The organism is Solitalea longa (assembly GCF_002920915.1).
Classification (GTDB): Bacteria; Bacteroidota; Bacteroidia; order Sphingobacteriales; family Sphingobacteriaceae; genus Solitalea; species Solitalea longa.
Genome location: NZ_PQVF01000007.1, coordinates 118,528 through 141,459 on the forward strand (window position 1 = coordinate 118,528; position 22,932 = coordinate 141,459).

Here is a 22,932-nt window from a genome sequence, read left to right on the forward strand (position 1 = left end):
ATGAAGAAATTATTATATCAACTTAGTGCTTTATTGTTCGTTGGCTCATTGATCTCTTGTGAAAAGGGTTTAATGACCTATGAAGGAGAGAATAATATTTATTTTGCTGAAGCAGGTGGTGCAATAGACACCAGGCTTGCGAAGGATTCCACTGCAGTATCTTTTGCCCCGGTAATAAATACCGATTCTGTTGTAAAGGTGGTAGTATCAACGGTAGGTGCTCCGGTTAGTTACGATCGGGAGTATAAACTGGAAATCGACCCAAGTTCAACGGCTCTTTTAGGAACCCATTTTGAATTTCCAGCAGATAAAAAATTTGTCATAAAGAAGAATGTCATTAACGACACGATTCCCGTAAGATTGATTCGCACTCCTGATATGTTAAATAAGGAGTTAAACATCATCTTTAATTTAGTGCCTAACGAGAACTTTAATACCTTATTTAAACAGCGCTTGAATTCATCAAAAAAGGTAGTAAGCTGTATTACTAAAAAGTTCATGGTTACCGATGCTCTGCTGAAGCCAAAGGCTTGGAATGTCAATTTCTTAGGTAATTTCACCAGAACGAAATTGTTTTTGGTCTGTCAAATTTGCGGTACAACTCCACTATACATGGATACAATGTCACCAGGAGAAGGCTTGTTTTATGGCAGATTTACACAACGCTACCTGAATGAGCAAAAAGCCAAGGTGCCGAGTAATATTATTTTAGATGAAGATGGTACGGCAATGAAAATGGGAAACAACGCTCAGTAATGGGAGTTTAGTTTTAAATAAAAGAAAACATGAAAAAAATATATTCTTATTTATTAGCCGCTTCAATAGTTATTGCAAGCTCTTGCAAAAAGGATCTTGGTAACTATGAATATCATGATATTAATAAGGTTACAGTTTCGAACATTAGCGAAACGGGTACAATTACTGCCGTTTTTGGAAAGCCATTGACCATTAAACCGGAGGTGTCTTATACAATGGATACCAAGGGTGATCCTTCGCGATATAGTTATGAATGGACCTATTTTGATAGAACCGATGCAGGAAAAATTAAGGTATTAGCTACTACCAAAGATCTGGAGTTTGAAGGATTTCCATTAAAGGTGACTCAAGATCCTTATCAGTTTTATTATCGAATTACAGATAAAGAAACAGGAGTTCGGTTTGATCACCCTTTTAAATTAAATGTTAGAAATGAAATTAATGAAGGTTGGTTATTAATGACTGATGTTAATGGGAATGCGCAGTTAGATTTGATTTCTCTTAATCTGGATAATACTACGTTTACTCCCATTAATGACTTATTGGCTAAAACAGGTTCCGATTTAAAATTAAAAGGTAAACCCTTAATGGTATATTCCTATGATACGGGTACTCCTTTTGTGGCCCCTGGCATTAACCTGCCTTATGGTATTTATGTTGGAACCGATCATGAAACGAATCGAATTCAACCGGACAATTTCAGCTACTCAAGCAATTACAATATTGAAAATGAGGTGTTTGGTTATGCTTCTCCTGAAAATTTTCATTATGATGTATTAAGAAAAAGCGGGCTAAATGGGCGTGCATACATGATTGCCAACGGGGATCTTTTTCTTTATGACAAAACGTATGGGGTTAGATTCAGTACACCTCTTAATTATTTAAATGGAAAGTTATTTAAAATAGCTCCATTTATACCCATAAATGAAAATGACGGCAATGGAACTTGTGTTGTATTTGATGTGGAAAATAAACGTTTTGTAAAGCATTCAATCTCTACAAATGCTACTGTTTCAACATTTACGGATCCGGTTGTAGCTTCTAGAAAATTCAGTTATAGTATTGGAATGGATCTTATCTACATGGACTATTATCTAAGTGCAAAGGAAGTAGTGGCTATTTTGAAAAATGCGTCTAATCAGTACTGGCTGGCTGCATTTCTTCCCGCTGGAACTCAAAATTATTACGATCAGATGACCGCTACAGATTTTGATAAGGCAGAACAAATTGCCATCAGCCCTGATTTGGGATACATATTTTATAACGTTGATGGAAAGGTGTATGAATATGATAGGGCGACAAAAAACACTAAACTGATGTTAGATAAGGGTGCGGAAAAAATATCTGTTTTGAAGTTTCAGACATTTCATAAAACTACAAAATATAAAGACTATAATAAGTTAATCGTATGTAGTTATGATCCGGCATTACCGGCCGACAAAAATGCTAAAATGGAAATGTTCACCGTTCCTACTGTTCATGGGGATTTAGTGTTGGATAAAACCTTTACCGGTTTTGGTAAGGTTGTAAGCTTGCACTACAGGGAGCGCTAAAAAATCTAATGCCGGAAGTTTCTCGACTTCCGGCTTCTTTATACCAATTGATAAAAAAACATTAATGAAGAAGTTTTTGGTTTATGCCGCATTATTTTGCGGATTGGGTAGCTCTATCCCTGTTTTAGCAGATCCAGGCGCTAAAACAATAATTAAGGGAGATGCTTTACAGGGGAGCGGGGTTAACGTATGGATTAAGAGTTCCTTCCCTACACTTCTGGCAAAGGCTACCGTTTCAAATGGTCATTTTGCATTGGAGGTTGATTTAGCAAAGCCTGTTTTTTGTAACATGATGATCTCTGATCCGCGTTTCAAAGGAGGAATTGAAGTATTCTTAAATCCGGGCGATGAGCTTAGCCTTGCTGTAAAAGAGAATAAACTTGTTTTTAGTGGCAAGGGAGGTCAGTTAAACCAGTTTTTTGTTGACCTGACACACAAATACAACTATCAAAATTCACAATATACGTTAAAACAGGTTTATACTAACCGGGTAAATGAGATCAATGCTTCAACTAACCCAGAGGTGGTAAGTAACCGGGAAATTTTATTAGGTTATACACAAGGTGAATATTTGGATAAGGTATTCGGTCCTTATATGGAATCTAAAGTGGTAGGTGAAACAGGGCTGATCAATAAAGTTAAATTCGATGATTTGGACCTTCAATTAGAACCGGGAATCGTTAACTATTACAGCTGGTCTAAAACCATTTCCGAGCTCATGTTTGCCAAAATGGAAGCCGGTAAATTAAATGTTAAAAGATTAAATACCTGGGTTGCCGACTTCGCCAAAGAAGTTAAAAACCAAAAATTAAGAGAAGATTATATCGTTGATCTATTAGATTATGCTGCATTGGAAAGCGATGTTTTCACTATCAATGAAGTAGCTAAAGAAGCGATGCCTTTAGTAAAAGACCCCACATCTATTTCTAAGATAAATGCCGCCCTTGCAAAAGCTGAAAAAGGAAAAAAGAATTTTATCAACGCATTGCCCGGTACTGATATGAGCGAATTTACCTTCGCGCGTCCTGATGGGAGTACCGTTGCTATTAGTGATTATAAGGGTAAATATATTTTCATGGATCTTTGGTCTACCTTCTGTCACCCATGTGTGGCTGAAATTCCTTTCGTTAAAAAACTGGAGCACGAAATGCAAGGTGAAGCCATTGTATTCGTTTCTCTATCCGGCGATAATGATGCTGAATTGTGGAAGCAGTTTTTGACGAAACGTGATCTCAAGGGTGAGCAATTACTCATGAAGGAGGGAATGAGAAAAAATCCGTTTTTCAATAAAGTAGGCTTAACGGGTATTCCTCGTTTTTTGATCATCGATAAAGAAGGAAAAATGGTAAATGCTAAATGCTGCCAGCGCCCTTCAAATCCCCTGCTAAAGATCTATTTAAAAGAATTATTAAGTAAGAAATCATAATGAAAAAAGTTTTAATACTTGCCGCGCTATTGCTGTCAAAAGTTTCATTTGCTCAGATGAGTGAAATTCGCGGGGTGGCAAAAAATACAAATGATAATGCAATCAACCTCTATAGCATTGAAGATGGTGACTTGAAATTGGTAGCTAGTACAAAGTTATCTAAAGATGGGGCTTTTGGTTTTTTGTTTGATCCAGAGGCTGAAGGTTTCTTTGTTGTAGGTATTAATAAAGCAATGGAAGGCCAGTTTCCGATGTACTTTAAAAAGGGTGATAAAACCGAAATTGCTATTGATGGCAAATGGATGAAGTTTATCGGTAAACAGACTCCTGAAAATACCGTTCTTTCATCCTGGACCGATCTGACGCAGAATATAAGGGTAAAATCACTTTATTCTTTTGCATCGAGTACTTACGTAGACTTTTTCCCTGAATTTACGAAAGTTGCAGCTCAGGCGGATTCGTTCAGAAAAACGATTAAAACCAAGAATGCCAATTTTAATCGTTTAATGACTGCCATGACTACTTTCGATTTGGATTATTATGCACTTAACTTTAAACAAACGCCTCGTAAAGTCCATCCCAAAGAGGAAGATCTGATTCCTTATTACAAAACCATTAAAAAGGAAAACTACCCTAATGATGATATTTTGTCGATCATGTATGGTGAAAAGTTCATTAACCAATATTTGAATTATTCTGCTAAAGGGGATATGGATGCTAAAATGAATTTACTTGCTACTGACCATCAAAAAGGCATTTATATTTTTAATAGAAACCTGGCATTTACAAAGAATTGGAATTACCGTAACTACGAGAATTTTGTAAAGAAATACGACCGCTATCTTCAAACATCTCCAGGTCTTCAGCAACAAGTAAAGGATTTGGGGCTGAAACTATATTTGAAGTCATCGGGTGGCCCGGGTAAAAATTTCAGCTTCCCTGATAAAGATGGCAAAATGGTTTCATTCAATGATTTTAAAGGCAAAGTGGTGTTGGTGGATGTTTGGGCAACCTGGTGTGCACCTTGTAAGCAAGAGCTTCCTTATTTGAAACAACTGGAAGAGGAGCTGCACGATAAAGATATTGCCTTTGTAAGTGTGACCATGGATAAGGAACAAGATAAGGACAAATGGTTGGCCATGATCAATGATATGAAAATGGGAGGCATTCAATTATTCGGTGGCCCTCAAAATGAATTACTGGATTTCTATCAAATCAAAACCATTCCGCGTTTTATGGTATTTGACCGTGAGGGAAAAATTGTGAATACAAATTCTGCGCGACCATCACAACCGGAATTAAAGGAACTATTGCTTAAAGAACTTTCAAAAGAACGATCATTATAGTGGACTAAGAGTTCATTCATAATGTCTGTTTGATCAGAATATTTTATTCATTATTTCAACTGCGGTCTTTGGGCCGCTGTTGTTTTTGCCAATCAATATAAACCGAACCTGACCGCAGGTTAATAAAATAAAATATGAAAAAATTAGTGATGCTAGCCTTGGCTATGTTGCTGGGCAGCACCTTGTTTGCCCAAATGAATGAGATCCGGGGGACAGTAGGGTCAGATGCTTATCATGATCAGGACATTACCTTGTTCGCTATTGAGGATGGAGAGCCGGTTGAAGTGGCCAAAACCAAACTGGCAGCAGATGGTTCATTTGGCTTTTTGTTTACTCCCGCATATGAGGGTTTTTATGTAATTGGATGGCCGGACTTTTCAAGAGGTAAATTTGCGATCTATTTTAAAAAAGGAGATAAAGCAGAGGTCTCGATTTATAATAAATCCATGAAATTTGTAGGCAAGCAAACTCCAGAAAACACCATTCTGTCATCATGGATTCAACAGACGGAAAGCCTGAAGAATAAATCCCTTCACTTTGCCAACAATAGCACTTATCGTGATTTCTTTCCGGAGTTTACTAACGTTGCGGCCAAAGCCGAAGAGTTCAGAAAAACCATCAATACCAAAAATGCCGGCTTCAATGAGTTAATGAAAAAGGTGACGGGTTATGATCTGGACCTTTACGCATTGAACTTTATGCGATCACCGCGTTTTGAATATCCTAAGAAAGAAGAGCTTATCCCTTATTACAATACCATTGTTTCTAAGGATAAATTTAACAATGACGAGGTATTGCGAATGCTTTATGGTAAGCGTTTCATGGACTTGTATGCTGATTATGCGGTGCAAGGCAGGTCAACCTTAGACAATAGATTGACCTTCTTTAATTCAGACAAGGTAAAAGGTGCATATGTTCTGAGCACTGGCTTAGCGATGAAGCAAGTGAAAAACTATGCTCAGTTTCAAGCGATAGTGGAGACATACGGTAAGTACTTTCAATCTGAATATCAAAAAAAGGCAGTTGAAAAACTGAATACGAAATACTATACCGCTGAAACCGGAGCCAAGCCGGCGGCCAATTTCACTTATGCTGATCAGAACGATAAAATGGTTTCATTGAGCGATTTTAAAGGAAAAGTGGTATTAGTAGATGTGTGGGCCACTTGGTGCGGTCCCTGCAAACAGGAGATCCCTCCATTAAAAGAGCTGGAAAAAGAATTCCATGGAAAAGATATTGTCTTTATTTCAGTATCGCTTGACGAAGAAAAAGACAAACAGAAATGGAAGAATATGGTGAAGGACATGAACTTGGAAGGCGTTCAACTTTTTGCAAGTGGATGGAGCAAAATCACCCAGGATTATGACATTAAGGCAATTCCAAGATTCATGGTATTCGACAAAAAAGGAAACGTGGTAACAGTTGATGCTCCTCGTCCTTCGAATCCTAAACTGAAAGAGTTATTGCTTTCTGAATTAAGCAAGAACCCGGAAGCCGTTTTAGGAACCAAATAGATTTATCAGTAACCTTTTGCAATTGACGAACCACATGAAAAAGCTATTTGCATTTTTAATTTGCCTGCAAATTTTGAAGCCAGCATTTGCTCAAAATAACAGTTTGAATGTTGAGCAATTGCAGGCCGAAGTTAAGCAAGGCATTAAACAGGCCTATAATGCATCAGTGCGCATCATCGCGTATAATTCCGAATTACAAACCGGAGTTGGCGGCAATTTCAGTGGTGTGGTGGTGGATAAAAAGGGACATATTCTTACTGCAGGACATGCTGTAACACCAAATGCCATTTACCTGGTAAATTTCCCTGATGGTCGGCAAGTTAAAGCCAAAGGTTTAGGTGTGATCGTTAGTGCTGATGCCGGCATGCTGGTAATTACCGATAAAGGCAAATGGCCGACTGCGAAAATGGGCTGGTCTTCACTACTTGAAAACAATGTACCCTGCCTCAGTATAGCTTGTCCCGGTAATTTGGGACTCAATAATCCTACGGTGCGATTTGGATATATTTCTAACAAGCTGCATGAAAATGGGTATATACAAAACACTTGTTTAATGGAGCCAGGAGATTCCGGCGGGCCACTTTTTGATCTACAAGGAAGGGTGATTGGCATACATAGCCGCATCAGAGATGGCCAAGAGGAGAATTTCGAAACCCCTATAGATGTTTTCAGAAAATACTGGACAGCATTGCAGTCTCCGCAAAATCATACCGCCTTTATTCCTGAAGATAAGTTTTCACCGGATAAGAAAGCGGAGATGCTAAAACCTGTTCCTGAAATAGCAGCATTAAGTTCAAGCTTTAAGGCACAGGCTGCAGAATTTCAGCAAACAGTATTTGCGGTAAAAGATTCGGTTCAAAAGGTGTCGATATTGAGTACCCTGGTCAATTTGAAGGGCTTATTTCCCGAATCAGACTTAAAGGGCAAAAGTTTCTTCATTACCAAAAGTTCTGAATTAAGCGAGCATCCGATTATTGAAGTGGTTTCAGGGAAGTTTGTTAGTGCCAAAGTGCTTAATCGTGATGAAAAGAACGACTTGGCCCTTTTGGAAGTTTCCATGGAAATAAATGGCGGCGTTACTCTTCAGTCAATCAATACCGATTCGGTTTCTTTTGAAGAAGTTGGCAACTTTTTAATTTCACCTAGACCGAAAAATGAAGGTATAATGAGTGTTCTGGGCAACTGTTTTTTAGCAATACCCAAGTCGCCCGCCGCTTTTTTAGGTATTGGAGTCAATTTCAATACGGATACGCGCAAGATTTCAGTTACCGCGCTTTATCCTGAAAGGACAAACGCTAAGACTGAAAATGCGAAGGGAGGTGAAAATGATATAGCGATCGGCGATGTGTTAACCAGGATAAATAACGAGTCGATCCTAACTGTGGATGGCTTGTCGAAGGAATTATCTAAGTATGATATTGATCAATCGGTCAGCCTTCAATACACTAAAAAGTCAGGCAGCACTTATACCAGGGATGTTGTTCTTAAACATTATTACGTAGCGCCTAACGTTTCTTTTGATCACTTTAGAGAAGGAAAAAGCCAAAGACGCGATAATTTTAAAGAGGCTTTGGTTCATGATGGAAAATTAAATCCTGCCGATTGTGGAGGGCCTTTATATGGTGCCAATGGAGTTTTCTACGGAATAAACATTGCCAGGTTTTGCCGTACTACAACCTTAGCTATACCGGCTAAAGTAATTGTACAATTTGTTAAAGAGTCTAAAATAATTTTATAGGAAGCCAACCAATTTTAAATTAAGAAAAATGAAAAAACATATTTTAAGTTTTCTGCTAGTAATTAGTGCGATGGGCGCTTGGGCTCAAGGCATTGAGTTTGAACATACATCATGGAAGGAAATTGTTCAAAAGGCAAAAGAACAAAATAAGCCCATTTTTGTGGATGTTTATACCAGTTGGTGCGGTCCCTGTAAAGCAATGGCTTCAACAGTGTTTACTAAACCCGAAATTGGAGAGAAATTCAACAAAGGATTTATAAACGTAAAAATTGATGCCGAAAAGGGTGAAGGGATTGATATTGCCAAGAAATATAAGGTTGGCTCTTATCCTACCTATTTATTCATTAACCCTAAAGATGAGTCCCTTATTGGGCAATCGGGTAGTTCTATGCCAGTTTCAATTTTTGCAGAGTTAGGCGACAAAATGCTAAATAAGTTTGCAGGCAAAGTCGAAATCAGCACAAAGGAATTAACGGCCAAATTTGATTCGGGCAATTATGATGAAGCTTTCCTACAGACCTATATAAAACGTTTAAAGGTTGAGAAGTCTGTAAGTAAGCTTTTAGAGTTGTACCTGGATAAATACATGTCAGCGCATCCAAGCAATGAGCAATTGTGTTTTTTAGCGGAAAACTTTAGCGGAAATGATAATATGTTTAATTATCTGGTTAATGCCAAGGTATATGATTATCTGATTAAAAACTATAAAACGATTGATGCTTTGCTGTGCAAAAAGGATGGCTTTGCAGCCGCAAATCTCGACCGTGAATTAATGAAGGAGACCAGTAATCTAATCGAGGTGGCAACAGGACCTAAGCTCCCGAAAGCTGAAAAGGAAGCGCTGTTTAACAAGTGTTTAGGTAACATAGCTATTGTTGTTTCAAAGGATTGGAAAAGAGATAAAAATATTTTGGATGCTAAACTAAAATTCTCTTATGCAAATAGGGATAGTATTCAACTTTTACAGGCAAAAAGGGAATATATAACCAGGTTCATTTTACCGTCTGATCAGACTACGTACATAGGTCGTAGTTTTATTATCATTGATAAAAATGCTCCTGAACCTGTTGGTCCAATCGATTCGACTTTTGTAGCAAATACCTGTTTATCTCATGCTTCCGGCCTTTTAAAGCTGTCTACTCAAAAGCAGGATAAAGAATTAGCAATAAAGGTGTATAAAAAAGCTCAAACCCTAAGCCCGGCTACTTTCTATTATACTAGCGCTATGAATATGGCATTGTATAACCTTGGAGATAAAAAGGCAGCGATAAAACAGCAAACTGCCGTTATCAAAGAGATGAAGAAGAATAATGACGAATACCTGGCCGATGCCGAAACTTTACTTCAGAAAATGAAGAATGATGAAGCCAAGGTTACATTCGTGTCTTATAAAATGAAAAAGAGAGTTGGCCATTAATTATATGCAAATCACTTTTGAAATTAAAAAAATGAAAAAACAGATTTTAAGCTTTCTACTATTAATTAGTGCGATGGGCGCTTGGGCTCAAGGCATTGAGTTTGAACATACATCATGGAAGGAAATTGTTCAAAAGGCAAAAGAACAAAATAAGCCCATTTTTGTGGATGTTTATACCAGTTGGTGCGGTCCATGTAAAGCTATGGCTTCAACAGTGTTTACTAAACCTGAAATTGGAGAGAAATTCAACAAAGGATTTGTAAACGTAAAAATTGATGCCGAAAAGGGTGAAGGGATTGCTATTACCAAGAAATATATGGTTGGTTCTTACCCTACTTATTTATTCATTAATCCGGCGGATGAATCCCTTGTTGGGGAATCGAAAAGTTCCATGCCAGCTTCAATGTTTGCAGATTTAGGCGACAAAATGCTAAATAAATTTTCCGGCAAAACCGAACTCAGCCTAAAGGAAATGACGGCCAGATTTGACTCGGGAAATTATGATGAGGCCTTCCTACAGACCTATATTAAACGTTTAGTGGCTGAAAGGAATAATAATATGGTAAGCCGGCCTTTAGAGCAGTACCTCAATAAATATATCTCACAACAGCCTACCAATGATCAATTGTGTTTTTTAGCTGAAAACTTTAAGGGAGGTGCTAAAGTATATGATTACCTGGTTAAAAACTATAAAACAATTGATGGGCTGCTGTGCAAAAAGGATGGTCTTGCTGCTGCAGATTTCGACCGTGAATTAATGAAGGAGTTCGATAAGTCATTCGATTATATAGGCGGTGGCAAATTGTCGAAAGCTGAAAAGGAAGATCTGTTAAACAAGAGAATTGCTGAACTGGGCGCTATTGTGTTGAACGAATCGAAAAGAGATAAAAAGATTTTGGAAATCAAAATGAAAGTCTATTCTGCAACAAACGATAGTAGTCAACTTTTACAGGCAAGTCGTGAATTTATTACCAGGTTCGTTTTGCCCGCAGATCAGACTTCATCCATAAATAAGAGTCTTATTATCATCGATAAAAATGCCCCTGAACACGTTCCTTCACTCGATTCTGTCCATGCCGCAAATGCATGTGCAAGTTATGCTGCTGTACTTTTAAAGCAGTCTACTCAAAAGCAGGATAAAGACTTGGCGATGAAGTTGTATAAAAAGGCTCAAACACTCAGTCCGGCTACTTTCTATTATACTAACGCCATGAATACGGCATTGTATAACCTTGGCGATAAAAAGGCAGCCATAAAACAGCAAACTACCGTTCTCAAAGAGATGAAGAAAAACAATGACGAATACCTGGCCGATGCCGAAACTTTACTTCAGAAAATGAAGAATGATGAAGCCAAGGTTACTTTCGTGGCTCTTAAAACGAAAAAGAGAGCTGCAGCTCATTAAGAAGATTTTTCAATACTATTTTAGCTTTAATTACCCAGACTACAGGTCTGGGTTTTTACTTTTTATTTTTTCAACATGCTAGTGAACAGAATAATTAAACGAGTTTTAGCACTTATTTTATTTGTTGCTTTTGCCTTTAATGGTATTGCCGGGGAAAATCCTAAATCAATAATTAAGGGAATAAAGCAAGCATTTAAAGAAAAGAATACCGATTTGTTCAAAACAAGACTGTCAAAATCCTTCGCTATCGGGATTTTTTCATCACCACAATTTACTGACAACATGCTAGCCGGCATATTCAACAACCATTTGGTTGATCAGTTGGAGTTGGTTAAGGTGAAACGGGATAAAAATGGAAGTAAGCTGATCGTTAAATGTAGCTATCCTAATGAGCAGCTTTTTGAATCTACTATTTACCTGGATGCGGAGGGCAAAATCGAAAGAGTTGGCTTCTTTGATAAATTATATGGCGTTGATCTGAGCCAGGAATCAAAATTGGTTGCCGAACTTCCTTTTGTTTTAGACAGGAATCGGATCGTCATAAAGGTAAAAGTAAATAATAGCGATCGCGAATTGCGCATTATGTTTGACACCGGAGCCGACGGGATGGGGATGAAAAAGGCAGTTGCCGATGAAATAGGGTTGAAGGTCGCTCGACAGCAGCAAACCAATGTTGTTGGGGGCGGGTATGAGATCAACATATCATCCGGAAATGAGCTGAAATTTGGTTCAACCTCAATTCCCAACCAAAACATAGGTCTATTCCCTTCTTTTATGGACGATCTGGATGGCTTATTGGGAGGTAATTTACTTCGAAAATTTATCACCGAAATTGATTTTGACCGCTCAGTGATCAAATTGTCAAGTTTTGGATCCTACCAATATCCCGAAAATGGAGCCATCATCCCATTAGATTATTCTCTTGGTATTCCTTCTATAACAGCTGATTTAGAACTCAATAACGGAAAGAAGTTTGAAAGCAAACTGCATTTTGATACCGGTGCCGGTTATCCGGTGATTTTATACGGACCTTCTGTAAAGCAGCTGGAATTGTTGAAAGACTTTAAAGTGCTTTATAAAGGAATAAACAACAGTATGGGACACAGAACTCCGTCTGTCCAAGGTGTATTTAACCATCTTAAGCTAGGTGATAAACAAATTAACAATTTCCAGGGTACCATTCAGGAATTCAGGGATGGAGATGAAAAATGGTCGAGAGAAGGGGATGGGAGTTTAGGAATTGAGATCATCAAGCAATTTAACTGCATTATTAATGTGGCTGCAGGTCAATATTATCTAACTCCAAATAAGAATTTCAAAAATTAAGAGTTTTATTGGTTGATGTTATTGTCAGCAACTCATTTAAAGAATGCTTTATTGAGTGGTTTAAATACGGATAGAATTAAAATCTTTCTTCATCAACTACAATTTTAGAACTTGTGCTAAAAGGCTCCTTATTAGGAGCCTTTTTTATACTAAATCCAGATAGTTATCACGACATCTAATAACCGTTCAAGAAGAATTATGCTGAAAATCGTGTGCTTTTTTCTTGATTTTTAACCCAGCTCATGTTGTGCGTTGTAATTAATAGTCGCCCTGCGTTACTTATCCATTAAAGCCATGAACCGTCCATCCTTTTTGGGTTTTGTTAAACCAGATCGTAATCTCAACTAATTTATTTTTGAAACTTAAGTTGTAGCTACGTCTTAAAACATCTAAGTCCAGTTTTTCACCAACATATTTATAGGAAATCACCCTTCCATTTTCCTTAGTGATATTTTGTAAATAGGCAACAAATGATTGTTTGCTTCTTTGTTTTTCAGTTCCGTGCTCAATCCAATAATTCATAAGATAATTTGTGGCGTTTTGCACGTCATTCGCTTTTAAATGGGTAAGAAATGTTTGACAAAATGAGTCAATTTCTTTTTTCGATTGGAGCTGTTTCGTTTGTCCAAAAACTGTAATTGAAAAAACTGTAAATAAGAGTCCTAGTAAAACTTTTTTCATGATATTGATTGTTTCGGTAAATTATTATAGTGCATAACGTTTTGGCAATTGTTAGCCGCTGCTATTAGAACCATTTTTTTCGTTTGAACCAGATTAAAGGGACGGAAAAACTCAAAACCATTAAGATGATCACATAGAAGTAACCCCATTTCCACTCTAATTCAGGAATGAATTTAAAGTTCATTCCATAAATTCCTGCCACTAACATGGGCAGTGAAATACATACGGTTATGATAGTAAGTGTCTTGAATATCTTGTTTTGTTCCAGGTCAATTTTACTTGATATGTTTTCTTTTATGTCATCCAATCTTTCAAAATTGTTTTGGATGTATTCATTTATTACCGACAAATCATTAAGCTCAAAATATAACCCTTCCTTAATTTCGTTACTTAATTTATTGCTCTTTCTGAATAAATGCAGAATCCTTCTAAACTCGTTTATAGATTCTTTAATTATTAAGTTGTTGAAACTATAGGTTGTTATCTTGTCTAATTCTTGTTCAGAAAAATTTTTCTTCTGTAGAATATCCGAATAATTTGTTTTTATTTTTTTTGACACGATTTCAGTCAAATCTGCAAAGTAGTCTGATATAAAGCCTATCAATAATAATAGGTAGGAATCACCTGGAATTTTAAATCCGCTAAATTTTTCAAAATAAGATTTTCTTTGTTTCTCGGGTATAAATTCATCGAAGTCAACAGCTATAAATGTGAATAATGTTTTGTCTTTAAGTATTAAACAAATCATCTCTTCATTGATGTGGTTTTCTAAATTAAAATATGGAATAGAAAAATTAACTGCGATTTGTTTTTCATTTTCTAAATAATGAGAACTAATTTCAATGTCATTTCCCCTATTGAGTATAGTGGCATCTATTTCAAAAAGTTTCTCTATTAATCTAATATCTTCTTCAGAGTAGTTTATGAATTGAATATTCACAATTTCAGCAATGTTGTAAGTAATCTCAGTGAGACTATTTATTCTTACAACTGTTTTGTCTTTGTATATTAGTTCAATATTCATTCCTTGTCGCTTGTATTATTGTAACTCAATGCGCTTTTATGGTTGTTGGTAACATTTATCACGGCTGCGGTTTTCTAAACGCGTCTTTGTCCCACGTGGCAGAACGAAATTAGGAAAACTAAACTTCAAACCTACCCATCACCCGCAGCTGACATAAACTTTTTGTTGGATTAGTAACTATCTTAGAATAATCTAACTAATCAATATTATTATGAGATACAAAATATCAATCTCCGTTCCAGCGATACTAACTATCACATTATTTGTCTTCGGTTTGATTTCTGTATTTTATTATTATTTGAATGTTATTAATGGCAAGTTTAAAATCAGCGTAGCTGTTCCAACAATTGGAGCGTACCTGGTCGGTTTGTTTATTTTAGCAGCTTTCGCATTCATCTTTTTCAAGCGAAGGAACAGATAAATTCCTTAACAAACGAATCCCCTGACTAATTACACTTAATGACTGGCCAGTACTTAAAGTCCAAGTTGTCCCGAGGCCGTTCCCTTGTCTACATGGGAAAACCTTTGTTAGTAGAGTAATTCTCCATGAATAAACCGAAGGCATAACCTAACTAAATAGCTAGTAACGAGCAATTTATTGATTTAAATCAGTTCATAACAGCCTCTACTCCAATAGCTTTGTCTTGTAAAGTTCTCAAACCCAATGCTGTTTTCGCACACCTCATACGTGTGCTTAGGAATATCAGGTGAAAGGTGACATTTGTCAACTTTTTTTCGGGATTGATTAACTAAAGTTGCTATTACCAATTTTTAACCAATTTATTTTTTGATAAACCTTATTTTTTGATGAAAGCCGATATCCAAATTTCTCGTGAAGCTGACTTAAAACATATTAATGTCATTGCTGAACAAGTTGACATTGATTCTGATAATCTAATCCAATTTGGAAAATACAAAGCCAAAATCTCATTGGATGAGTTAAACGAAGGTCAAGCTAAAAATGCTAATCTAATCTTAGTTACTGCAATTACACCAAATAAAGCCGGCGTGGGTAAAACCGTTACTTCCGTTGGGCTTTCACTAGGTTTGAATAAAATAGGTAAGAAATCAATTGTTGCTCTACGCGAACCATCGCTAGGACCTTGTTTTGGAATGAAAGGTGGTGCTGCTGGCGGCGGTTTTGCGCAGGTATTGCCAATGGAGGATATCAACCTTCATTTTACCGGAGATTTTCACGCTATTACTTCTGCAAATAATATGATTGCGGCCTTATTGGATAACTACCAATATCAAAACCGCAATACAGATAAAGCATTGTCGCAAATTGTATGGAGACGCGTTTTAGATGTGAATGACCGTTCGCTCCGTCAAATTGTTACAGGTCTTGGTGGTTCTACCAATGGCCTTCCACAGGAAGCGGGCTTTGACATTACGCCTGCATCAGAAATTATGGCCTTATTATGCTTATCCACAAGTGTTGAAGATCTGGAAGAACGCATTAACAATATATTATTAGGTTATCGAATGGATAAATCGCCTTTTTATGTGCATGATCTGGGTATTGGAGGAGCGATTGCCGTATTATTGAAAGATGCCATTCTGCCTAATTTGGTACAAACAACTGAGAATACTGCTGCTATTATTCACGGTGGGCCATTTGCGAATATCGCCCACGGCTGTAACTCCGTTATTGCAACTAAAATGGCACTATCTCATGCCGATTATGTAGTGACTGAAGCTGGTTTTGGAGCTGATCTCGGCGCTGAGAAATTCCTCGATATCAAATGCCGATTAGCCGGTTTACAACCCAAAGCAACGGTAATTGTTGTGACTACACTGTCATTGAAATTGCATGGTGGCGTTGCTGAAAAGGATATCAAATTACCAAATATGGAAGCTTTGAAGGCAGGCTTACCAAATCTTCAGCGCCATATAGAGAATATGAAAAATTTTGGCCAAAGTGTTATAGTTGGCTTGAATCGTCATACATCTGATGTAGATGAAGAAATTGAATTTATTGAGGATTGGTGTGAAAAGCAAAATGTAGCCTTTGCGGTAAATAACTGTTTTGCATATGGTGGTGATGGTGCGTTGGAACTAGCTGCGGCAGTGGTGAATACCGTTGAAGATACACCTTCAAAGCCTATTAATTTCACCTATGATCTTGAAGATGATACCAGGCTGAAAGTTGAAAAGATTGTAAAAAACATTTATCGGGCAAACTACGTAGAGTTTAGCACTAAGGCACAAAGTAAATTATTGGCTATCCGCAAAAACGGTTGGAATACATTGCCGGTATGTATTGCTAAAACGCAGTACTCCTTTGCTGATGATCCTAAAATGGGTGCTGCACCTAGTGGATTTACCATTACCATTCAGGATTTAGTGGTTAACTCAGGAGCAGGCTTTATTGTGGCTATCGCAGGTGATATTATGCGGATGCCCGGTTTACCAAAAGATCCTGCAGCAATGCAAATAAAAATTGAAAATGGATTCATTGAAGGATTGAGTTAAGCAGCTGAATCAAAGAAATTAATTCAAAAAAAGGTGTTTATGAAAACACCCTATAAATGAAGATCTCAACCTAATGGCGGTTGTTCAGAAATGGACGGCCGCTTTTTTTATGCAATTACAGTAGTCGAGTTCTCAATACTGTGTTTAAAAGAACCATTTGAGAAGATGTTAGTTGAGATAATCCCCATGGAATGCTGCTTGATAGTAAAGACAAAAAGGGTTCAAACTACAACTTTAAACAGGATGGAAAATAAATCAAAGTCTTCGACCGAATGAAAGCAAAAAGTCTATAAGCAGCAAAAATGATTTTTATTACTTTGCATGAAATTTATTTAACTTCTGTGAAAATTAAATACCTGATTATAACTATTGTCCTTTTTGCCTCTGTTACCGCTTTAGCAGATGATCCAATTGTTGACCTCTTTAAGTTGAAAGTAGTTAAACCATATACTCAGTATTTTGAGCAAACACGCGAACGGGTATATGTACATACAAATCGCTCGGAATATTTTGCCGGAGACAATATCTGGTTTAAAGCTTATGTATATGATGCATTATATGCCCATCCAGTGAATGAAACCAGTAAATTGTATGTCGAGCTATTTAATCCTCTGGGAAAACTTATTGAACGAAAAATCTTGTTTGTTCGAAACGGAGTAAGCAACAATTCCTTTCATATTGAAGAAGACTTAGAAGCCGGAGAATACACACTGAGAGCGTATACTAACTGGATGAGAAATTTTAAAGATCAATCGTTCTATAGGCAAACGATTAAAGTCCTCAATTCCGATCTGCAAAAAAAACCTATATTAAAAAATCAAAAAGAACTTCCAGACGTACAGGTTTTTCCTGAGGGAGGTTCGTTTGTAGAGGGGGTTAAAACCCGCTTCGGAATTAAAGTTACTCTTCCTGATGGACACGGAACCCAGGCAACCGGCTTTATAGTTAACTCAAAAAATGATACGCTTCAAACTTTTTTAACTAATGTTTTTGGTTTAGGAGATTTTACCATTACCTCCGAAGGAAATGATTCTTGCCGTATTATAACACAATTTGGGAAAGGGGAACAAAAAGAAATTGGTATGCCAATGCCTCAGAAAAAAGGAATTGGACTTGCAGTGAATAATCTGAATGAGAGTAAGTTAATAGTTGAATTAAGTTGCAATGAAGCCACCCTGTCTGAAGTAAAGGATAAGCCTCTCTGTTTACTGGTTCATAATAATGGGAATGTGTACCAATGTATCTATTTTAATTTCAATTCAACACTGAATTCCTGTTTCTTAAATCCTAAGTTAATGGGGCCTGGCATTAATTACATTACTGTGTTTAATGCCGATGCCCAGCCTATTGCCGAACGTTTGGTATTTAATAAGGCTATTAACATAAAAGGGAGTATAGATTTTAAGTATCAGCTTGCAAATGACTCTTTACTTTTTGAAGTAAGCACTGCTGATAGTTCCCAAAAACCTGCAATCGCAAATTTGAGTTTTTCTGTTTTGCCTGCTAAAACTACCGGAAATAAATTCAAGACTTCTTTATATGCTGATGTCTTATTGCTCTATTCGCTGAAAGGCACCGTTGAGTCACCGGAATATTATTTAGAAAGTAATGATTATGAGCGTAGGTATCAGCTTGATAATTTGTTATTAACCCAAGGATGGAGACGCTACAATTGGCAGGAAATTACAGCGGGTAGCACCCCAAAACTGAGATATGCTTTTGAGAGTGGTTTCGAAATAAATGTTAAGGCAATTAATGCATTTAAAAATAAAGCAGAAGCTAAATCAACCTTTACACTTTTTTCACCCGAAAACAACCTCATACTTGCTGTTGAAGCTGATTCAAGCGGTAAGGCTTCTTTTAAAAAACTGTATTTAAAAGATAGCAGTAACGTCACCATAAACGCTTCAAACCTGGAAGGAAAGGTTAAAAACAGGGTGATAGAAACACAGATTGTTACCCAGCATTTAGATAGTACTATTATCGTTAATTCTTCAAGGTCGTTTCAAACAGATAGTGTAATCCTTCAGAATCCATTTGGGGGTAAAACCATCAAGTTAAAAGAAGTTGTAGTCAAAGCACAAAAAAAGAAAGACCCATTTGAAGGAAATATATTCAGTACTATGGATGATCGAACAATAACGATCACCAAAGAGAATTATTTTCTCTATAATTCATTGGAAAATTTATTACTTATAGAGTTCAATGCATTTACCGCTCGCGATGGTGATGGAAATTTAACAATTAATCTTGGAGCAAGCACTTCTGGTAGTCCGGCACTTATTGTGGATGGTTTTACCGAGAATCTAACATCTTACTTTGATCGTGCCCGGATAGAAGATATTGAAGCAATTGCGATAAATAGGTTTAATCCCAAGCTTGGCATGAATGGCTCAAATGGTTCAATAAATATTATTACTCGAAAAGAACCTGTTGACTGGTGGGATAGTAATAATTATTCTCATTTAAGCACTTTACTAGTTAAAGGTTATGCCGCTCCTGTTCAATTTTTTCAGCCTAAATATGTCTTAAAACCCGAAACGACAGATTATCAAAAGTATGCTAGTGTCTATTGGAATCCCAATGTGCAAACTGATTCCAAAGGGAAGGCAACGTTTAAGTTTATGGTTCCTAAAGAAATAAAAGAATTGATCATTAGGTCAGAAGGAATTTCTCAAAATGGAACTGTTTATTTTGTGGATCGAAAAATAAATTTAGATACAGATTTGTAAAAATTAATAATTAGAGAAAAGGGCTGTTCGTAGGAACAGCCCTTTTTATTTAAATATCAGTTGAAGAATAAACCTATGTTATTCGAAGTGTTCAACGTATCAATGTCCTTCAACATCCTGACCCAACACAGCAAGGATTGCGATGACCACACCGATGATGCCATAAAGTACACCTTTTACTTGTTATAAATTTTCATTTAAGAGTGCAATAATATCATCCTTTAGTGCTGCTTCGCTGGGTCCTTTGGCATCTTCATCGCGCACTCGTCCTTGTTTATCCAATAAAACATAATGTGGTATGCCGGAAATTTGAAATCTGGCAGCTAAAGCATTGTAATCATTATTGTTTAGCAGGAAATGTTCTCCTTCAATTTTGAGTTCGGCGATGTTAGTTTTCCAGACATTTTCCTCCGATTGAACACCAAGATAAAGGAACACTACACCTTTTCCTTTAAGCTCATCGTGCAGTTTCTTTGAATTGGGCATTTCAGCTTTACAAGGGCCACACCAGGTAGCCCAAAAATCGACATAAATGACTTTGCCTTTATATTTCTCTATAATCTTTTGAAAGGTGCTGTCTGCAGAATTTGCTGATTTATTATTATTGTTAGCTTGTGCGGGAAGTTTTAATCTATTGATCCTATCTAACTCATGCTGGTATTCAGCCATGATTTTTTGTTTGATGTTTTCATCCGATACCAGTTTTTGAAATACGGCTATTTGAGTAGATATTGCGCTGTGTTTACTTTTTATGTTTTTGTAAACATAGTTTGCTAACAAAATATTGCGTAGGTAGCCCTCGCTTTTGGAAGCTATATAATCAAAATCGTTTAAGGTTTTAAGCAGGTCGGTATTTCTTTCCAAAACTTTTTTTAGAATTAGGGTGTCGCCATCAAAAACGGCTGAACTGTCGGTGTGTTTGAAATCATGCAGTACATTTTTTTCTTCATCAGTAATGTCCTTATCGTAAGAAAGTGCTGCTTCAACTAGGTCAAGGGTGAACGTATGATAAGTTCTTCTGGATATTATGTAATTAATATATTCATGGGTGTAGCGGCCATACATGTGACATATGGTAGCATCTGGATTATTTAAGGTAAAACGGCCAAAAAAGTCAAAATAATCAGCCTTTAAGCTAAACGCAGGTTGTTGTATCCAATCATAACGCATCAAATCATCAGCACACCTGTATTCTATAAAATATTTTGCCCATCTGTTAAATAAATCAGTGGTTTTGTTTTTTTTAATAAAGCTGTTGTAAAAGTTCATTTCATCTTTTAATAAGCTGTAGCGGAATTTTTTAAAAGCAACGGCTGAGCTGTCACTTTGATAGCTTCTTAAAATATCATTTGTGGACTTATTGTTAACTTTTGAGTCAAGGTACTGATTCAAAAAAATATTTAGAACGCTATTCGTTTTGGCCTCAAAACCTGAAAATACTAAAGAGTGACTTATATCGTCAGCATCCATTGAAATTACCAGTTTTTGTCCAGAGGATACTATTAACCCAATTGGCCGATTCATGAAAACAAAGACAATGTCTTGCAGTACGTCAATTGGTAACTTAATGGTAAAGGATCCATCGGGTTGAATGAGGGCGTTGTACACCAACTGTTCATCAAAAACAATATCACGCTTAATGAACATAATACTGTTATTCTCTTTTAAATACTTTTCAACGTTTTTTATTTTTCCCGAAACGGTAACACTGTCTTGCGCAAATGCGGCAATGGGTAATAATAACTCTAGGCACAGGGCAATTAAAAGGAATTGTTTTTTCATTTTGAATTGTAACTAACGTGGCAATACTTATGTCGCAAATATATCCCTTTCCATCTTACTCAAAAGTTAAATTTCATAAACAAATAGTTCTTTCTATTGCTTGTTTAATTCTATGCAATTAATTATAGTTACATTACTTTTAAGAAAAGAACCTCTATTCTCGCAAATCAAATGGTTCGTAAGTAATTAAAATCGTTCTCTTGATCTGACTAATACAAAAAACAAAAAGTGTTCAAAATATAATTCTGAACACTTTTTGTCTTTTAAATCAGTCCCTCTTTAAAACTATATACATCATCAGAGAGACTGTTTTATAATAAAATTTGAAAGCAAGGACAAAACCTTGAATTTCAACTTAATCCTTTAACGAAGCAAGGATCTTCTCCATGCTTTCTGTGGCATCGCCGTACAACATATCGGTATTGGATTTATAGAAGAGCGGGTTCTCAACGCCAGCGTATCCAACCGACATTGAGCGTTTCATTACAATAACTTCATCTGCTTTCCAGGCTTCAATAACTGGCATGCCATAGATCGGACTGGCAGGATCGTCTTGCGCGCCTGGATTCACTACGTCGTTTGCACCGATCACCATCACCAAATCGGTATCCGGAAGATCTTCATTGATCTCATCCATCTCCAGAACAATATCATATGGTACATTAGCCTCGGCCAAAAGCACATTCATGTGGCCAGGCAAACGTCCGGCAACCGGATGAATGGCGAACCTCACTTTTTTGCCTGACTTACGTAAGCGCTCAACAAGGTCATGAATAGGATACTGTGCCTTGGCCACCGCCATACCATAACCCGGAACGATCACTACTGATTTTGCCTCTCTCAAAAGATTGGCAACTTCTTCGTGAGTCATAGCAGTTACTTCTCCTTCCATGGCTTGTGCAGAACCTGTGGCTGCAACCTCCCCAAATCCACCGAAGATCACTGAAAGGAAGGAGCGATTCATAGCTTCACACATGATGATGGAAAGAATAGCTCCTGAACTTCCTACCAGCGCACCGGTAACAATCAGCAGATCGTTTCCCAACATAAACCCCGCTGCCGAAGCCGCCCATCCAGAGTAGGAATTAAGCATAGACACCACAACAGGCATATCCGCGCCGCCAATGGCCATTACCAGCATCACACCAATAAAAGCCGAAATAGCTGTCATGATGTAGAGATACATCATGCCGTCAGTTCCTTCAGCCTTTACAAATAAAACCCCAAGAACAACGCAAATAAGTAGCAACACAATGTTCACTGCATGTCGGCCCGTATATAAAAGTGGTTTACTACGGATCTTTCCTTCCAGCTTACCCCAGGCAACAATGGAACCGGTGAATGTAATTGCACCAATAAAAATTCCAACGAATACTTCAACTAAGTGAATAATATGTTCGGTAGGAGGAAGCGTATGCGAAGCAGGATCCATATAAGAACCAAAGCCCACCAGGACGGCAGCAAGTCCCACAAAGGAGTGAAGGATAGCTACTAACTGGGGCATCGAGGTCATTTCTACTTTTGCAGCCAGAAATACGCCAATCACCGAAGCAATAGCGATAGCGGCAATGATATAAGTATGACCTTCAACACCCTGACCCAGTACCGTGGCAAGGATAGCGATGGCCATACCGATGATGCCGTAAAGTACACCTCGTTTTGCAGATTCCTGTGAGGAAAGTCCGCCCAGACTGAGGATAAATAAAATACTGGTGAACAGATAAGCTGCTGTTTGTATTTCTTTTGCGATCATCATC

The 22,932-nt window shown here is 37.2% G+C and carries 16 protein-coding genes; 12 read left to right on the forward strand and 4 right to left on the reverse strand.

The window, feature by feature from the left end; translation table 11 throughout:
• From C3K47_RS11040 to C3K47_RS11080, 9 genes are all read left to right on the forward strand, one after another.
• Complete coding sequence (locus tag C3K47_RS11040; protein ID WP_103789201.1) at positions 1-756, forward strand: DUF4843 domain-containing protein; 756 nt, start codon at positions 1-3, stop codon at positions 754-756.
• A 29-nt stretch (positions 757-785) separates the two neighbouring features.
• Positions 786-2,309 carry a PKD-like family lipoprotein gene (locus tag C3K47_RS11045; protein WP_103789202.1) on the forward strand — a complete coding sequence of 508 codons (1,524 nt, stop codon included), beginning with the start codon at positions 786-788 and terminating at the stop codon, positions 2,307-2,309.
• 64 nt (positions 2,310-2,373) lie between these two features.
• Entirely contained in the window at positions 2,374-3,735 is a 1,362-nt protein-coding gene (locus C3K47_RS11050) for a TlpA family protein disulfide reductase (RefSeq protein ID WP_103789203.1), read from the forward strand.
• Complete coding sequence (locus C3K47_RS11055; RefSeq protein WP_103789204.1) at positions 3,735-5,081, forward strand: redoxin family protein; 1,347 nt, start codon at positions 3,735-3,737, stop codon at positions 5,079-5,081. Before C3K47_RS11050 ends, C3K47_RS11055 begins: the two co-directional genes overlap by 1 nt.
• Positions 5,082-5,215: 134 nt before the next feature.
• Positions 5,216-6,595, forward strand: coding sequence for a TlpA family protein disulfide reductase (locus C3K47_RS11060; RefSeq protein ID WP_103789205.1), 1,380 nt, complete (start codon positions 5,216-5,218; stop codon positions 6,593-6,595).
• Between the two features lie 34 nt (positions 6,596-6,629).
• The gene (locus C3K47_RS11065) at positions 6,630-8,333 is read left to right on the forward strand and encodes a S1 family peptidase (protein WP_103789206.1); all 1,704 of its coding nucleotides are present in this window, start codon (positions 6,630-6,632) and stop codon (positions 8,331-8,333) included.
• Positions 8,334-8,361: 28 nt separating this feature from the next.
• A complete protein-coding gene (locus C3K47_RS11070; protein WP_103789207.1) occupies positions 8,362-9,750 on the forward strand; it encodes a thioredoxin family protein in 1,389 nt (462 codons plus the stop codon).
• A 31-nt stretch (positions 9,751-9,781) separates the two neighbouring features.
• Positions 9,782-11,155 (forward strand): thioredoxin family protein, encoded by a 1,374-nt coding sequence (locus C3K47_RS11075; protein WP_165784679.1) that lies wholly within the window; start codon positions 9,782-9,784, stop codon positions 11,153-11,155.
• A gap of 81 nt (positions 11,156-11,236) precedes the next feature.
• Positions 11,237-12,481: a retropepsin-like aspartic protease gene (locus C3K47_RS11080; protein WP_165784680.1), complete on the forward strand. Its 1,245-nt coding sequence runs from the start codon at positions 11,237-11,239 to the stop codon at positions 12,479-12,481.
• A 279-nt stretch (positions 12,482-12,760) separates the two neighbouring features.
• Here the strand turns inward: C3K47_RS11080 and C3K47_RS11085 are convergent, their stop codons facing one another.
• Positions 12,761-13,162 carry a hypothetical protein gene (locus C3K47_RS11085; RefSeq protein WP_103789210.1) on the reverse strand — a complete coding sequence of 134 codons (402 nt, stop codon included), beginning with the start codon at positions 13,160-13,162 and terminating at the stop codon, positions 12,761-12,763.
• Positions 13,163-13,226: 64 nt separating this feature from the next.
• Positions 13,227-14,186, reverse strand: a complete 960-nt coding sequence (locus C3K47_RS11090) for a CorA family divalent cation transporter (protein ID WP_103789211.1) — start codon at positions 14,184-14,186, stop codon at positions 13,227-13,229.
• Between the two features lie 211 nt (positions 14,187-14,397).
• Between C3K47_RS11090 and C3K47_RS19415 the strand changes: the two genes are divergently transcribed.
• The 3 genes from C3K47_RS19415 to C3K47_RS11100 all read left to right on the forward strand — a co-directional run bounded on the left by C3K47_RS19415 (position 14,398) and on the right by C3K47_RS11100 (position 19,393).
• Positions 14,398-14,607: a hypothetical protein gene (locus C3K47_RS19415; protein WP_133159368.1), complete on the forward strand. Its 210-nt coding sequence runs from the start codon at positions 14,398-14,400 to the stop codon at positions 14,605-14,607.
• A 386-nt stretch (positions 14,608-14,993) separates the two neighbouring features.
• Positions 14,994-16,661, forward strand: a complete 1,668-nt coding sequence (locus tag C3K47_RS11095; RefSeq protein WP_103789212.1) for a formate--tetrahydrofolate ligase — start codon at positions 14,994-14,996, stop codon at positions 16,659-16,661.
• A 302-nt stretch (positions 16,662-16,963) separates the two neighbouring features.
• Complete coding sequence (locus tag C3K47_RS11100; protein WP_103789213.1) at positions 16,964-19,393, forward strand: hypothetical protein; 2,430 nt, start codon at positions 16,964-16,966, stop codon at positions 19,391-19,393.
• A 183-nt stretch (positions 19,394-19,576) separates the two neighbouring features.
• Here C3K47_RS11100 and C3K47_RS11105 read toward each other — a convergent pair whose 3' ends face one another.
• A complete protein-coding gene (locus C3K47_RS11105) occupies positions 19,577-21,175 on the reverse strand; it encodes a TlpA family protein disulfide reductase (RefSeq protein ID WP_103789214.1) in 1,599 nt (532 codons plus the stop codon).
• Between the two features lie 355 nt (positions 21,176-21,530).
• Entirely contained in the window at positions 21,531-22,931 is a 1,401-nt protein-coding gene (gene pntB, locus C3K47_RS11110; protein WP_207765282.1) for a Re/Si-specific NAD(P)(+) transhydrogenase subunit beta, read from the reverse strand.
• Position 22,932: the final 1 nt, after the last annotated feature.

Excerpts from the sequence above, each read along its gene's own strand:
- C3K47_RS11040 (WP_103789201.1), top strand. The coding sequence starts at position 1 with ATGAAGAAATTATTATATCAACTTAGTGCTTTATTGTTCGTTGGCTCA.
- C3K47_RS11100 (WP_103789213.1), top strand. The coding sequence starts at position 16,964 with ATGATTTTTATTACTTTGCATGAAATTTATTTAACTTCTGTGAAAATT.
- C3K47_RS11055 (WP_103789204.1), top strand. The coding sequence starts at position 3,735 with ATGAAAAAAGTTTTAATACTTGCCGCGCTATTGCTGTCAAAAGTTTCA.
- C3K47_RS11070 (WP_103789207.1), top strand. The coding sequence starts at position 8,362 with ATGAAAAAACATATTTTAAGTTTTCTGCTAGTAATTAGTGCGATGGGC.
- C3K47_RS11090 (WP_103789211.1), bottom strand. The coding sequence starts at position 14,186 with ATGAATATTGAACTAATATACAAAGACAAAACAGTTGTAAGAATAAAT.
- C3K47_RS11065 (WP_103789206.1), top strand. The coding sequence starts at position 6,630 with ATGAAAAAGCTATTTGCATTTTTAATTTGCCTGCAAATTTTGAAGCCA.
- C3K47_RS11075 (WP_165784679.1), top strand. The coding sequence starts at position 9,782 with ATGAAAAAACAGATTTTAAGCTTTCTACTATTAATTAGTGCGATGGGC.
- C3K47_RS11060 (WP_103789205.1), top strand. The coding sequence starts at position 5,216 with ATGAAAAAATTAGTGATGCTAGCCTTGGCTATGTTGCTGGGCAGCACC.
- C3K47_RS11095 (WP_103789212.1), top strand. The coding sequence starts at position 14,994 with ATGAAAGCCGATATCCAAATTTCTCGTGAAGCTGACTTAAAACATATT.
- C3K47_RS11050 (WP_103789203.1), top strand. The coding sequence starts at position 2,374 with ATGAAGAAGTTTTTGGTTTATGCCGCATTATTTTGCGGATTGGGTAGC.
- C3K47_RS11045 (WP_103789202.1), top strand. The coding sequence starts at position 786 with ATGAAAAAAATATATTCTTATTTATTAGCCGCTTCAATAGTTATTGCA.
- C3K47_RS19415 (WP_133159368.1), top strand. The coding sequence starts at position 14,398 with ATGAGATACAAAATATCAATCTCCGTTCCAGCGATACTAACTATCACA.
- C3K47_RS11085 (WP_103789210.1), bottom strand. The coding sequence starts at position 13,162 with ATGAAAAAAGTTTTACTAGGACTCTTATTTACAGTTTTTTCAATTACA.
- C3K47_RS11105 (WP_103789214.1), bottom strand. The coding sequence starts at position 21,175 with ATGAAAAAACAATTCCTTTTAATTGCCCTGTGCCTAGAGTTATTATTA.
- pntB (WP_207765282.1), bottom strand. The coding sequence starts at position 22,931 with ATGATGATCGCAAAAGAAATACAAACAGCAGCTTATCTGTTCACCAGT.